This window comes from Alkalihalophilus pseudofirmus, from assembly GCF_029094545.1.
GTDB classification, from domain to species: domain Bacteria; phylum Bacillota; class Bacilli; order Bacillales; family Bacillaceae_D; genus Alkalihalophilus; species Alkalihalophilus pseudofirmus.
On record NZ_CP117835.1, the window covers coordinates 53,620 to 65,549 of the forward strand.

Below are 11,930 nucleotides of genomic sequence, written 5' to 3' on the forward strand. Positions count from 1 at the left end.
GGGTTTTCTTAGCCGCATTTTTCATGGATAATAAAGTCGATGCGGCAAGATGCCCAAATTTAGTCAGTTGACAAAAAGGAGGTACAGTGTTTATAATTCGGACGTTGAGAAGGAGGAATGGATGACATGGAAGCGAATATACGCAGGTTTCTTCCAGGGAATGGTTCTCTGATGAAACTAGTCATCTCCGTCATAAGTCTCATTCTCTTCGTTGGCGTGGTAATTTACGCTGTATACGAGACGACGAAGGCAACAGTAACGGTTATGGTTGATGAAGAAGAAGTAACCGTTCAAACACATGCATCAACTGTTGCTGAATTGATGATGGAGCAGGAATGGGATGTTAACGAATATGATCATATCGAACCATCGCTTGATACAGAGATTGATGGGAATATGCTTGTAACGTGGCAGCCTGCAAAGCAAGTAGCTATAACAATTGATGGTCAAGAGCAAGACGTGTGGACGACTGCTGATACGATTGAGGAGCTTTTACACGAACTAGATATTGCCTATACAGATCATGATAATATTGAACCAGCAGTTACTACAGAAATTTCAGAGGATTTAGCTGTAAACTATGAATCTGCCTTTCAAGTTGAGCTTACTAGTGACGGTGAACAACAAGAATTTTGGACAACTTCGACGACTGTCGCTGACTTTTTAGAAAGAGAGAATGTTACATTAGGAGAGCTTGACCGAGTCGAACCTGCGTTAGAAGAACGCATAGACGAAGCAACAGACATCCGAGTGATTCGTGTAGAAAAAGTCACCGATGTTGTGGAAGAAACCGTTGCATTTGGGACGGTTACCAAACGAGATGAAGACCTTGAAAATGGAAAAGAAAAAGTAGTGAATGCTGGTGAAGAAGGCCAGGTTAATAAGCATTATGAAGTGGTGCTAGAAGACGGGGAAGAAATTTCTCGTGAGCTAGTTAAAACGGAAACCGTAAAGGAAAGCCAAGATCGTGTAGTTGCAGTAGGTACACGTCCGGCTGCGCCTAGTGTTTCCCGTGGTTCAAGCCCTAGCCCTAGTACAAATACGAATAACTCATCAGGCGGCCAATCGTCTGGCGGATCATCTGAAGCTAGCAGCGGACGCACGATGACTGTGACAGCAACTGCTTATACAGCTTCATGCAGCGGGTGCAGCGGTGTGACAGCAACTGGAATTAATTTGAATAATAATCGTAATATGAAAGTGATTGCTGTTGACCCAAGTGTAATCCCTCTTGGATCTCGTGTTCATGTTGAAGGATACGGGACTGCTGTAGCAGGTGATACAGGCGGCGCAATTAAGGGTAATAAGATTGACGTCCATGTTCCGACGAAAGAAGATGCAAGACGTTGGGGACGTAAGTCAGTTAAGATCACGATTTTAGATTAACATTCGTCTATAGTTCCGTGGATGCACAGAGCGTTATCGTTCTGTGCTTTTTTTTTATGGTAAAACGGTCTACAATATAAAGATCATAGAGAATGAGTGCGTAAAGGAGTTCTTGGATGAAAATTAAAGAAGTTATCGTCGTAGAAGGGCGAGACGATACAGTGGCTGTCAAACGTGCAGTGGATGCAGATACAATTGAAACAAATGGGTCTGCTGTTAATAAATCATGTCTAGAGAGGATTGCACTGGCGAAAGAGCGCAGAGGTGTCATTGTCTTAACCGACCCAGATTACCCTGGCGAGCGGATCAGGAAAATTGTAAGCCAAGCTGTACCTGGCGTAAAGCATGCATTCCTTCCAAAAGCCGAGGCTATATCGAAAAATGGTGATGATTTAGGTGTGGAGAATGCTTCGATTGAGGCGATAAAAGAAGCATTAAAAAATGTGCATGAAACCTACGAGGAGCCGCTTGAGACCATCACCTGGGACGATTTACATGCAGCAGGTTTAATAGGAGGTCCTCTTAGCAAACAGCGCAGAGAGCTTCTAGGGCTGCATTTAAAAATAGGGTATGCTAATGGAAAACAATTACTTAAAAGGCTTCATGCCTTTCATATAACGGAGCAGGAATTTAAAGAGGCATTAATAAAGGTGTATGAGGAGGAAACAAATGAATAACGATCTGACAAATAAAGAGACAGCACATAAAGATATAGCAACACCAAATCGAACAAAAGAAATACTTAAGAAATACGGGTTTAACTTTAAAAAGAGTTTAGGTCAAAACTTTTTGATTGATACGAACGTCTTACGTAATATTGTTGATGCTGCGAATCTCGATGGAACCTCAGGTGCGATTGAAATTGGACCTGGGATCGGAGCGCTGACCGAACAGCTGGCTAAAAGAGTAGATCAAGTCGTAGCGTTTGAGATTGACCAGCGCTTACTGCCTGTTCTAAAAGATACTCTCTCGCCATATGATAATGTTCAAATCATTCACTCTGATGTGTTAAAAGCGGATATTAACGAAGCGATCAAGGCCCACTTTAAAGATGGTCAAGACTTAATGGTGGTTGCAAACCTGCCTTATTATGTAACGACGCCGATTTTGATGAAGCTGTTAGAATTAAAGCTTCCTATTCGAGGGATCGTTGTCATGATCCAAGCAGAAGTGGCCGAAAGAATCGCAGCAAAGCCAGGTACGAAAGATTATGGTTCTTTATCAATCGCTGCCCAGTACTATGCAGAAGCTGAAAAGGTCTTAACTGTACCTGCCTCTGTCTTTGTACCACAGCCAAGAGTGGACTCAGCTGTTCTTCGTTTAACGATTAGAGAGAAGCCGGCGGTCGAAGTTATAGATGAGCAATACTTCTTTAAAGTGTTCCATGCGAGCTTTGCAAATCGCCGTAAAACGATCTTAAATAACTTAGTTCACAACCTGGCTTCTAAAAGCCAAAAAGCTGAAATTGAGCAAGCGTTAGCTGAAGCAGACATTGATCCTAAAAGACGTGGCGAAACACTCTCTATTGAAGAGTTTGCAAAACTTAGTGACAGCTTGTACAAAATCCTCCAACCTTAGCACCGTTTTCCCCTTTTTGACATAGTCTGAGTTGAGAGGGGGAAGTGCCGTGAAATTAAAAGTTGGAGATATTGTGGCTCGGCTTTCCTACAATTGCGACTTACTATTTAGAGTACAAAAAATCAGCGGGGATATAGTAGAACTTGTAGGTGAAGAAATGCGCCTGTGGGCAGATGCCCCCTTAAATGACCTAGTGCTTATTTCAGAAGAGGAACGTACGAAGCGTAGAGAGAAGGCTTTAGAAAAAGAATTAAACTCCTACCGGCTTTTCAGGCAGGATGCTAAGCTGATGAAAGAACGTAATGAATATGAGTCAACATCTGGTTATGAAGCGGAAGCAACCTTTTTTGAGATGCGGGGAAGAGTGCTGCATCTAGACGGTGATCCGCTCTATTTACGTAAATGTACCGAGCTTTATGAGAGGCTTGGCGTACCAGTTTACGGGGTGCATGTGCCTGAAAAGGAAATGCCAGCGCAGATAGGCTCTCTTCTTGAAATGGTACAGCCAGATATTTTAGTCGTGACAGGGCATGATGCTTTTTTGAAAGGAAAAGGCGACGAGAATGATCTGCGTTCTTACCGGCATACAAAGCAGTTTGCCGAATGCGTGAGGATTGCTAGGAAGCATGTTGCTCATCGCGATGAATTAGTTATTTTTGCAGGAGCATGCCAATCTCATTTTGAAACATTGATCAGGGCAGGGGCTAATTTTGCAAGTTCTCCTGAACGGGTGAATATCCACGCTCTAGACCCTGTGTATATAGCCGCTAGAGTAAGCTTAACCTCTTTTATGGACCGAATTGGTTTGTGGGATGTCCTGCGTAATACAATCACTGGAGAAAAGGGGCTCGGGGGCATTGAAACCCGAGGGGTCATGAGACGAGGAATGCCGACCAAACAAGAGTATCAGCCAGAAGAGGGCTGATACTCTTGTTTTTTATAAGGAAAATATAGAATATGTACATAAAATAAGACAAACTTAGACAAAATAAAGAAGGATAAAAAAATAGTTGCACGGATTTTGTTGAAAGCATTGACAATAGATATGTCCAATTGATATAATTTAAAATTTATTTGACAAAATTAGATAAGCGTGCTATACTACATATAAGAGTGAGGTGGGGTGTAATAATGGGAAAAACGTTGATAGACATTAAGCGTGCACTTGATGCCAATGTTGGTAAACGGATTACAATTAAAGCCAATGGCGGCCGTCGTAAAACGATGGAGCGTTCTGGGCTTTTAGAAGAAACATACCCTTCAGTTTTCATCGTGAAATTAGATGAACAACAGAATGCATTTGAACGTGTATCGTATAGTTACGCAGATATCTTAACTGAAACTGTGGAACTTATGTTATGTGATGAGGGTGAAAGTGCCCAAGCCCTTAAGTAAGTCCAACATAGAATCATCATAGATGACATACAGTGACTCCCTAATGCCAGCATTAGGGAGTCATCTTTTTTTGTATGAAGCACAAGCTATAACTGTCGTCACAAATGTTGACGGCTTGGATTATAGGGTTTGATATTGTTTCGTTAGCGATTTCTTATAAGGAGCTGATTATCGTGAGCAGAAGACGTGGTGTGATGTCTGAGCAATTCAAAGAAGAGCTGGCGCGTGAGCTTGGCTTTTATGATACGGTTCAAAAAGAAGGCTGGGGCGGTATCCGCTCAAGAGATGCTGGAAACATGGTCAAACGAGCAGTAGAGATAGCTGAGAGGCAGTTAGCGGAGCAAGAGGGGTCAAAATAAAGGAAATGAAGGCCGGGGCATCTGCCTCGGCTTTTTATACACCTAGACTAGGGCCCGTTTCTAGTATAAAAATGTCGTTGCTGTGGTATGTTGGTGGAACAAGTGATAAAATAACGTAAGCAAATGGATAGTATAGAAGGTGACAAAGGTGAAATGTTCAGTTAAAGCTCCTGCGAAGATTAATTTATCATTAGATGCAATTAGAAAAAGAGAAGATGGCTATCATGAAGTAGAAATGATTATGACCACAGTAGACCTTGCTGACCGTATTGATTTGACCTTGACTGAAGACGGAAAAATCAAGGTGGATGTGTCAGAAGGCTTTGTACCTAGCGATCATCGTAATTTAGCTTATCAAGCGGCTTCACTGCTTCAAGAACGATATCAAGTGAAGCAAGGTGTATCCATTTATATTACAAAGCGAATTCCGGTTGCTGCGGGACTTGCTGGGGGCAGCAGTGACGCTGCTGCAACATTAAAAGGGTTAAATGACCTTTGGGCACTTGGATTAAGTCTGGATGAACTGGCTCGTATCGGTGCAGAAATTGGTTCGGACGTTTCTTTTTGTGTATATGGAGGAACGGCATTAGCAACCGGCCGTGGAGAGATTATTACACATATCGAATCACCGCCATCTTGCTGGGTCATTCTTGCCAAGCCGCCAATCGGGGTATCTACAGCAGATGTTTACAAAAGATTAAAGGTAGAAGAAGTAGAACATGCTAAAACAGAAGAGATGATTAAAGCGATTAAGAATCAAGATTTTAATGGAATTTGTGATCATCTACATAATGTTCTTGAGACGGTCACTCTCGAAATGCATCCGGAAGTCCGCCATATAAAAGAACAGATGCAGCGTTTTGGTGCGGACGGCGTATTGATGAGCGGAAGCGGTCCGACGGTATTTGGCTTAGTTGAAAAAGAGTCTAGGCTGCATAGAGTGTATAACGGCTTGCGTGGTTTCTGTAGTGATGTGCATGCAGTTCGATTAATTCGTTCCTAGTCTACTTGCTAAAAACCGTACAAAAGTGATATCTTATAAGTAATCATTCGGTTTTAGTGGGGGTATTATGAAAAAATTAAAGCGAAGCGGACGGCTGGTCGATATGACTTACTACATGCTGCAACATCCGCATGAAGTAATATCACTTACGTATTTTGCAGAAAGATATCAATCGGCTAAATCATCGATAAGTGAGGATTTAGTCATTGTTAAAGAAATATTTGAGCAAGAAGGCTATGGCACGCTTTTGACCATTCCAGGTGCAAGCGGCGGTGTGAAGTTCATGCCAAAGGTAGGCAAAGAAGAAGCGAGTCAGATTGTCGATGAAGTCATCGAGCAATTAGCCGTGGCAGACCGTATTTTGCCTGGCGGTTATTTATATTTGATGGATTTATTAGGCAGTCCTCGTTTCATTCGTGATGTCGGGAGACTATTTGCCTCAGTCCTCGCTCATAAAAAAATTGATGCGGTTATGACTGTCGCAACAAAAGGGATTCCGCTTGCATATGCGGTAGCCGAATATTTAGATGTGCCTGTCAGTATCGTAAGGCGGGATCACCGTGTGACGGAAGGATCCATGGTAAGTATCAATTATGTTTCAGGGTCTTCAAAGCGTATTCAGACGATGACACTTGCTAGAAGAAGCTTGGCTCCAGGTTCAAGAGTCTTCATTGTCGATGATTTTATGAAAGCTGGCGGAACGATTCGTGGTATGATGGATTTATTAGAGGAGTTTCAAGCTGAACTGGTTGGTATTGGGGTTTTAGTTGAATCAGAAGAAGTAGAAGAACGCCTTGTCGATGAATATATGTCGATTACCCGTTTATCCGATGTGAATGTCAAAGAAAAGACCATTGAAGTGGAAGCGGGCAATGTACTTGAAAAACTTGTACCGATTGCAGAGGAGGAATTATCATGAAAGTAGTTCACACAAACAACGCGCCAGATGCTATTGGCCCATACTCACAAGGAATTATTGTAAACAATATGTTTTACAGCTCAGGTCAGATTCCGTTGACTGCAGATGGAGACTTGATTAACGGCACAGTGGAAGAACAAACGCATCAAGTATTCAAAAATCTTAAAGCGGTTCTAGAAGAAGCAGGTGCTTCACTTGAGTCTGTAGTAAAAGCAACTGTATTTATTAAAGATATGAATGATTTCCCTCGCATTAACGAGGTATACGGCGAATATTTCAACAATCACAAACCTGCTCGATCTTGCGTAGAGGTTGCGCGTCTTCCAAAAGACGTTCTTGTTGAAATTGAAGTGATTGCTTTAGTTAAATAAGAATCAGACATTTTGAAGACTATGCTCTGTGCATGGTCTTTTTTGTGCAGTGAAATAAATAGGTATAACGGCTAAAATAAAAAGATTATAAATTTTCTTTCTATAAAAGAAGGAAATAGTCATTTTACAGAGAATTGTTATAGCATGAATAATCTACTTTTATAGGTGGTGACAACATGCAGGTAACAGATGTGAGATTACGTCGAGTGAATACAGAAGGCCGGATGCGCGCGATTGCATCCATTACGATTGATCATGAATTTGTGGTTCATGATATCCGTGTAATTGATGGAAACAATGGTTTATTTGTAGCAATGCCAAGTAAACGCACACCTGATGGAGAGTTTAGAGATATTGCTCACCCTATCTCTTCTCGTACACGTGATAAAATTCAAACGGCTGTTCTAAGCGAGTACGAACGAGCTGGAGAATTAGAAGAAGTTGAATATGAGGAAGCTGGTGCTTCGTAGAACCTTCTGAGCCTATCATTTTTGATAGGCTTTTTATTTTTGGTTTAGCTTTTTTATAACAAGGTGATCAGCCTACCATAATTTTTTACTTTGTCGTGGTCTCGTTCCCTCTGCCACGCTGTTAAAGTGAAAAGTTCAAGAAGCTGACATATCCAGTTTGATACAACTGGTGAACAGTCCTTGAAAAGACAGCGGTTTTAGGATATATTCGTAATGGAAAAAGGAACACTTGGGGGGAAACCATGAGTAATCGGTTTGCGGTTATTTTAGCAGCAGGTCAAGGAACGAGAATGAAATCAAAACTTTATAAAGTGCTTCATCCTGTAAATGGAAAGCCAATGGTTCAACATGTCGTTGATCAAGTCTTAGCGCTTGGCTTTGATGAAACAGTCACAATCGTAGGTCACGGAGCAGAAGTAGTACAAGAGCAGCTTGGTGATCAAGTGAAGTATGCTGTCCAAACAGAACAACTTGGAACCGGTCATGCAGTTATGCAAGCAGAAGATATTCTTGCAGATAAAAAAGGGGTTACGGTTGTTTTATGTGGAGATACACCACTTTTAACGTCTGAAACGATTGAGAAGCTTTTAGCTCATCATGAACAAGAAGGGGCTAAAGCATCTATTCTAACAGCTCTAGCAGATGATCCAACGGGTTACGGACGTATCGTTCGCAATAATGAAGGGCTTGTTGAACGAATTGTTGAGCATAAAGATGCGACAGAAGAAGAGAAGAATATTCAAGAAATTAATACAGGAACGTACTGCTTTGACAATGAGGCTTTATTTGCTTCGTTAAAAAATGTCGGAAATGATAACGCGCAAGGCGAATATTATCTGCCGGATGTAATTGAGATCTTGCAGCAGCAAGGCGAAGTCATTGCGGCTTATCAAACACCTAAGTTTGAGGAAACGCTTGGAGTGAATGATCGAGTTGCTTTAGCACAAGCAGAGCAAATCATGAAACAACGTACGAATGAACATTGGATGCGCCAAGGGGTAACCCTGATTGATCCAGATCACACGTATATTTCTACAGATGCTACGATCGGTCAAGATACAGTGATTTATCCGGGAACCGTTATCAAAGGTGATGTGACAATTGGATCTGAGTGCGTGATCGGCCCTCATTCTGAGATTAAAGACAGTAAAATTGGCGATCGTACAACGATCCGTCAGTCGGTCGTCCATGACAGTGAGGCAGGGACCGATGTGGCAATTGGACCGTTTGCTCATATCAGACCAAAATCAGAAATCGGCAACGAGGTACGTATCGGAAACTTTGTTGAAGTGAAGAAATCTACACTTGGCAATCGCAGCAAAGCCTCTCATTTAAGTTATATTGGAGATGCTGAGATCGGTGAAGATGTGAATTTCAGCTGTGGTGCCGTAACGGTAAATTATGACGGTAAAAATAAATTTTTAACAAAGATTGAAGACGGTGCTTTTGTAGGTTGTAACGCCAATTTGATTGCACCGGTTACAGTCGGTAAAAATGCCCTCGTTGCAGCGGGTTCGACAATTACAGATGATGTACCTGGCGAAGCGTTATCGATCGCCCGTGCTCGTCAAACAAATAAAGAAGGCTATCAAAAGAAATAATACGTGTTAAAAGTGCCATGCACAAAACAAGTGAGTGTATTGATACATTATTATCTGGAGGGTATTTATAATGGCTAAATATGGTGATCCAAGCTTAAAGGTTTTTACATTAAACTCAAATAAGGACTTAGCTCATGAAATCTCAGAGCATATCGGAGTTCCTCTTGGGAAAAGTTCTGTAACTCGTTTTAGTGATGGAGAAGTTCAAATTAATATCGAAGAAAGTATTCGCGGCTGTGATGTGTATTTGATTCAATCTACATCAGCTCCAGCAAATGAACATATTATGGAGCTGTTAATTATGATTGATGCAATGAAACGTGCATCAGCTAAAACAATTAATGTTGTGATGCCGTACTACGGTTATGCACGTCAAGACCGTAAAGCACGTGCGCGTGAGCCGATCACTGCAAAGCTTGTAGCGAACCTTATTGAAACAGCTGGTGCTACGCGAGTATTAACTCTTGATTTACATGCTACTCAAATTCAAGGCTTCTTCGATATTCCAGTTGATCAGTTAATGGGTGTACCTATTTTAGCCGACTATTTCCAAGAAAAGCAGCTTGATGATATTGTTGTCGTTTCTCCAGATCATGGCGGAGTTGTTCGTGCACGTAAAATGGCTGATCGCTTAAAAGCACCAATTGCTATTATTGATAAACGCCGTCCTAAGCCGAATGTAGCCGAAGTGATGAATATTGTCGGTAACATTGAAGGCAAAACAGCGATTATTATTGACGATATTATTGATACAGCAGGCACAATTACATTAGCTGCTAATGCCTTAGTAGAACACGGTGCAAAAGAAGTGTATGCATGTTGTACGCACCCTGTATTATCAGGCCCTGCTATGGAGCGTATTGATAACTCTAAGATTAAGGAATTAGTAGTTACAAATACGATTCCGTTAGATGAAGATAAGAAGATTGAAAAGGTTACTCCGCTTTCAGTTGCTGCATTAATGGGTGAGGCAATTATCCGTGTTCATGAGCACGCATCAGTAAGTAAGCTATTTGATTAATAGAAACATTGTACAGCGGAGATTTTTGCAAGTGTAATGCTGTTTAAATGAGATAATTTCATAAAAAGCCGTTTTAAATCGATGTAATTAGGGAACAAAGTATATAGACGCAATGGAATCTAATTAGAGGTGATAATGATGGCAACAACATTACAAGCTAATCCACGTACAGACTTAACAGGTTCTGCAACAAGACAGATTCGAAAAGATGGACATGTTCCAGCTATATTATATGGTAATAAGATTGAGAGTAAGCCGGTATATGTAGAAAGTGTAGAATTTTTAAAGACGGTTCGTGAGGTAGGAAAGAATGGATTGTTTTCTTTAAGTGTTGATGGAAGCAAACATCAAGTCATGATCCATGATGTACAAATCGATCCGCTTAAAAATGAGTATGTACACGTTGATTTCTTTGAAGTCGATATGAAATCAGAGATTGATGCTGATGTACCTGTACGCTTAAAAGGTGAAGCGCCGGGAACAAAAGAAGGCGGCGTGCTGTCTCATTTGCTTTATGATATTTCAGTGAAATGTCTTCCTAATGATATTCCAGAGGAAATCGAAGTTGATGTATCTGGGTTGAATATTGGTGATTCAATTCAGATTACAGACTTACGTGATAAAGTCTCTGTTGATATTACAAATGAAGACGAAGAAACAGTTGTGACAGTCCAGCCTCCTACAGTAGTAGAAGAGACGGATGAAGAAGCTGATTCAGATGAAGAGCCAGAAGTAATTAATCAAGACGATTCTGATTCAGATAAAGAAGAATAATAAGCGAATAAGATGTTGTTTACGTTTAAAAAGGTATAGCCGCGAGGTTATACCTTTTTAGGGCGTTGCAACTGAAAGGTTGTGACAAGGTGAAAGTAGTCGTGGGGCTTGGTAACCCTGGCGCAAAGTATGCAGGGACTCGTCATAATATTGGTTTTGATATTATTGATTATTGTGCAAAAGAGCTTGGGGTAGAACTTAATCAAGCTAAGTTCAAGGGAGTGTATGGCACAAAGGTAATCAATGGGGAAAAAGTATTCTTCTTAAAACCCCTTACTTACATGAACTTATCTGGAGAGTCGGTAAGGCCTCTCCTTGATTATTTTAATATCGATATTGAGGATTTAGTCGTCATTTACGATGATTTGGATTTGCCGGCTGGAAAGATCCGTCTGCGTCAAAAAGGCAGCGCTGGTGGTCATAACGGTATTAAATCGCTTATCCAACATCTAGGAACGGATAAATTTAAACGAATTCGAGTTGGGATCGATCGACCTAAAAACGGCGAACCTATTGTTAATTATGTATTAGGAACGTATCATCCTGATGAACGAGAAGCAGTGAATGAATCGATCGTACAAGCAGCTAAAGCCGTAGAAGCTTGGACTGAGAAAACTTTTCTAGAGGTAATGAACCAATTTAATTAATTGTCCCATTATGCATGAACGTTGGTGCATAGGCTCCTTATGACATGATCATACTGAAGGTATAAGAGTATGTGAAGTGAGGAGGGGCATTTTATGGCTATTCATTATTATTGCAGACATTGCAAAACGAATATTGGTCAGCTAGAAAGCCACACAGATGCTACGTCACTTGGTTTTGACCATTTAACGTCTAATGAAAGACAAGATATGTTATCATATCAAACAAATGGAGATCTCTATGTGAACGTAGTGTGTGATGATTGCGAAGAAGCTTTAACGAGAAATCCTGATTTTTATGAATTAGATACATTTATTCAATAATAGCAATCAATAATAGCAATTAATATGGGCTGTTATAAGCTTCAGGAAGTGCTTTGGCAATATGCCAAAGCGTTTTTCTGTTTTG

15 protein-coding genes are annotated in these 11,930 nt (G+C 40.9%); all 15 read left to right on the forward strand.

Annotation, left to right across the window (positions count from 1 at the left end; translation table 11 throughout):
• Positions 1-126 precede the first annotated feature (126 nt).
• The 15 genes from PQ478_RS00245 (at position 127) to fin (ending at position 11,845) form a co-directional block, all read left to right on the forward strand.
• Positions 127-1,386 carry a G5 and 3D domain-containing protein gene (locus PQ478_RS00245; protein ID WP_289235523.1) on the forward strand — a complete coding sequence of 420 codons (1,260 nt, stop codon included), beginning with the start codon at positions 127-129 and terminating at the stop codon, positions 1,384-1,386.
• Positions 1,387-1,502: 116 nt separating this feature from the next.
• On the forward strand, positions 1,503-2,063 hold the full coding sequence (gene rnmV, locus PQ478_RS00250) for a ribonuclease M5 (protein ID WP_289235524.1): 561 nt from the start codon (positions 1,503-1,505) through the stop codon (positions 2,061-2,063).
• Positions 2,056-2,964, forward strand: coding sequence for a 16S rRNA (adenine(1518)-N(6)/adenine(1519)-N(6))-dimethyltransferase RsmA (gene rsmA / locus PQ478_RS00255; RefSeq protein ID WP_289235525.1), 909 nt, complete (start codon positions 2,056-2,058; stop codon positions 2,962-2,964). Before rnmV ends, rsmA begins: the two co-directional genes overlap by 8 nt.
• 49 nt (positions 2,965-3,013) lie before the next feature.
• Complete coding sequence (yabG, locus tag PQ478_RS00260; RefSeq protein ID WP_075684073.1) at positions 3,014-3,889, forward strand: sporulation peptidase YabG; 876 nt, start codon at positions 3,014-3,016, stop codon at positions 3,887-3,889.
• 206 nt (positions 3,890-4,095) lie between these two features.
• Positions 4,096-4,359 carry a biofilm formation stimulator Veg gene (gene veg / locus PQ478_RS00265; RefSeq protein WP_012957064.1) on the forward strand — a complete coding sequence of 88 codons (264 nt, stop codon included), beginning with the start codon at positions 4,096-4,098 and terminating at the stop codon, positions 4,357-4,359.
• Positions 4,360-4,532: 173 nt separating this feature from the next.
• Positions 4,533-4,718 carry a small, acid-soluble spore protein, alpha/beta type gene (locus tag PQ478_RS00270; RefSeq protein WP_012957065.1) on the forward strand — a complete coding sequence of 62 codons (186 nt, stop codon included), beginning with the start codon at positions 4,533-4,535 and terminating at the stop codon, positions 4,716-4,718.
• A 148-nt stretch (positions 4,719-4,866) separates the two neighbouring features.
• Positions 4,867-5,721, forward strand: coding sequence for a 4-(cytidine 5'-diphospho)-2-C-methyl-D-erythritol kinase (gene ispE / locus PQ478_RS00275; RefSeq protein WP_075684072.1), 855 nt, complete (start codon positions 4,867-4,869; stop codon positions 5,719-5,721).
• A gap of 67 nt (positions 5,722-5,788) precedes the next feature.
• The gene (gene purR / locus PQ478_RS00280) at positions 5,789-6,640 is read left to right on the forward strand and encodes a pur operon repressor (protein WP_022627960.1); all 852 of its coding nucleotides are present in this window, start codon (positions 5,789-5,791) and stop codon (positions 6,638-6,640) included.
• The gene (locus tag PQ478_RS00285; protein ID WP_012957069.1) at positions 6,637-7,011 is read left to right on the forward strand and encodes a RidA family protein; all 375 of its coding nucleotides are present in this window, start codon (positions 6,637-6,639) and stop codon (positions 7,009-7,011) included. The genes purR and PQ478_RS00285 overlap by 4 nt, the downstream gene beginning before the upstream one ends.
• A 176-nt stretch (positions 7,012-7,187) precedes the next feature.
• The gene (gene spoVG / locus PQ478_RS00290; RefSeq protein ID WP_012957070.1) at positions 7,188-7,481 is read left to right on the forward strand and encodes a septation regulator SpoVG; all 294 of its coding nucleotides are present in this window, start codon (positions 7,188-7,190) and stop codon (positions 7,479-7,481) included.
• Between the two features lie 242 nt (positions 7,482-7,723).
• A complete protein-coding gene (glmU, locus tag PQ478_RS00295) occupies positions 7,724-9,082 on the forward strand; it encodes a bifunctional UDP-N-acetylglucosamine diphosphorylase/glucosamine-1-phosphate N-acetyltransferase GlmU (RefSeq protein WP_075684070.1) in 1,359 nt (452 codons plus the stop codon).
• Positions 9,083-9,152: 70 nt separating this feature from the next.
• On the forward strand, positions 9,153-10,103 hold the full coding sequence (locus tag PQ478_RS00300; protein WP_012957072.1) for a ribose-phosphate diphosphokinase: 951 nt from the start codon (positions 9,153-9,155) through the stop codon (positions 10,101-10,103).
• A 138-nt stretch (positions 10,104-10,241) separates the two neighbouring features.
• The gene (locus tag PQ478_RS00305) at positions 10,242-10,877 is read left to right on the forward strand and encodes a 50S ribosomal protein L25/general stress protein Ctc (RefSeq protein WP_289236918.1); all 636 of its coding nucleotides are present in this window, start codon (positions 10,242-10,244) and stop codon (positions 10,875-10,877) included.
• 89 nt (positions 10,878-10,966) lie between these two features.
• Positions 10,967-11,524: an aminoacyl-tRNA hydrolase gene (pth, locus tag PQ478_RS00310; RefSeq protein WP_290428914.1), complete on the forward strand. Its 558-nt coding sequence runs from the start codon at positions 10,967-10,969 to the stop codon at positions 11,522-11,524.
• A gap of 93 nt (positions 11,525-11,617) precedes the next feature.
• The gene (gene fin, locus PQ478_RS00315) at positions 11,618-11,845 is read left to right on the forward strand and encodes an anti-sigma-F factor Fin (protein ID WP_075684067.1); all 228 of its coding nucleotides are present in this window, start codon (positions 11,618-11,620) and stop codon (positions 11,843-11,845) included.
• Positions 11,846-11,930 lie beyond the last annotated feature (85 nt).

What these genes read in the sequence shown, in the direction of transcription:
- spoVG (WP_012957070.1), top strand. Translation starts at nt 7,188, where the DNA reads ATGCAGGTAACAGATGTGAGATTACGTCGAGTGAATACAGAAGGCCGG.
- veg (WP_012957064.1), top strand. Translation starts at nt 4,096, where the DNA reads ATGGGAAAAACGTTGATAGACATTAAGCGTGCACTTGATGCCAATGTT.
- rnmV (WP_289235524.1), top strand. Translation starts at nt 1,503, where the DNA reads ATGAAAATTAAAGAAGTTATCGTCGTAGAAGGGCGAGACGATACAGTG.
- PQ478_RS00300 (WP_012957072.1), top strand. Translation starts at nt 9,153, where the DNA reads ATGGCTAAATATGGTGATCCAAGCTTAAAGGTTTTTACATTAAACTCA.
- PQ478_RS00305 (WP_289236918.1), top strand. Translation starts at nt 10,242, where the DNA reads ATGGCAACAACATTACAAGCTAATCCACGTACAGACTTAACAGGTTCT.
- fin (WP_075684067.1), top strand. Translation starts at nt 11,618, where the DNA reads ATGGCTATTCATTATTATTGCAGACATTGCAAAACGAATATTGGTCAG.
- rsmA (WP_289235525.1), top strand. Translation starts at nt 2,056, where the DNA reads ATGAATAACGATCTGACAAATAAAGAGACAGCACATAAAGATATAGCA.
- PQ478_RS00285 (WP_012957069.1), top strand. Translation starts at nt 6,637, where the DNA reads ATGAAAGTAGTTCACACAAACAACGCGCCAGATGCTATTGGCCCATAC.
- glmU (WP_075684070.1), top strand. Translation starts at nt 7,724, where the DNA reads ATGAGTAATCGGTTTGCGGTTATTTTAGCAGCAGGTCAAGGAACGAGA.
- PQ478_RS00245 (WP_289235523.1), top strand. Translation starts at nt 127, where the DNA reads ATGGAAGCGAATATACGCAGGTTTCTTCCAGGGAATGGTTCTCTGATG.
- purR (WP_022627960.1), top strand. Translation starts at nt 5,789, where the DNA reads ATGAAAAAATTAAAGCGAAGCGGACGGCTGGTCGATATGACTTACTAC.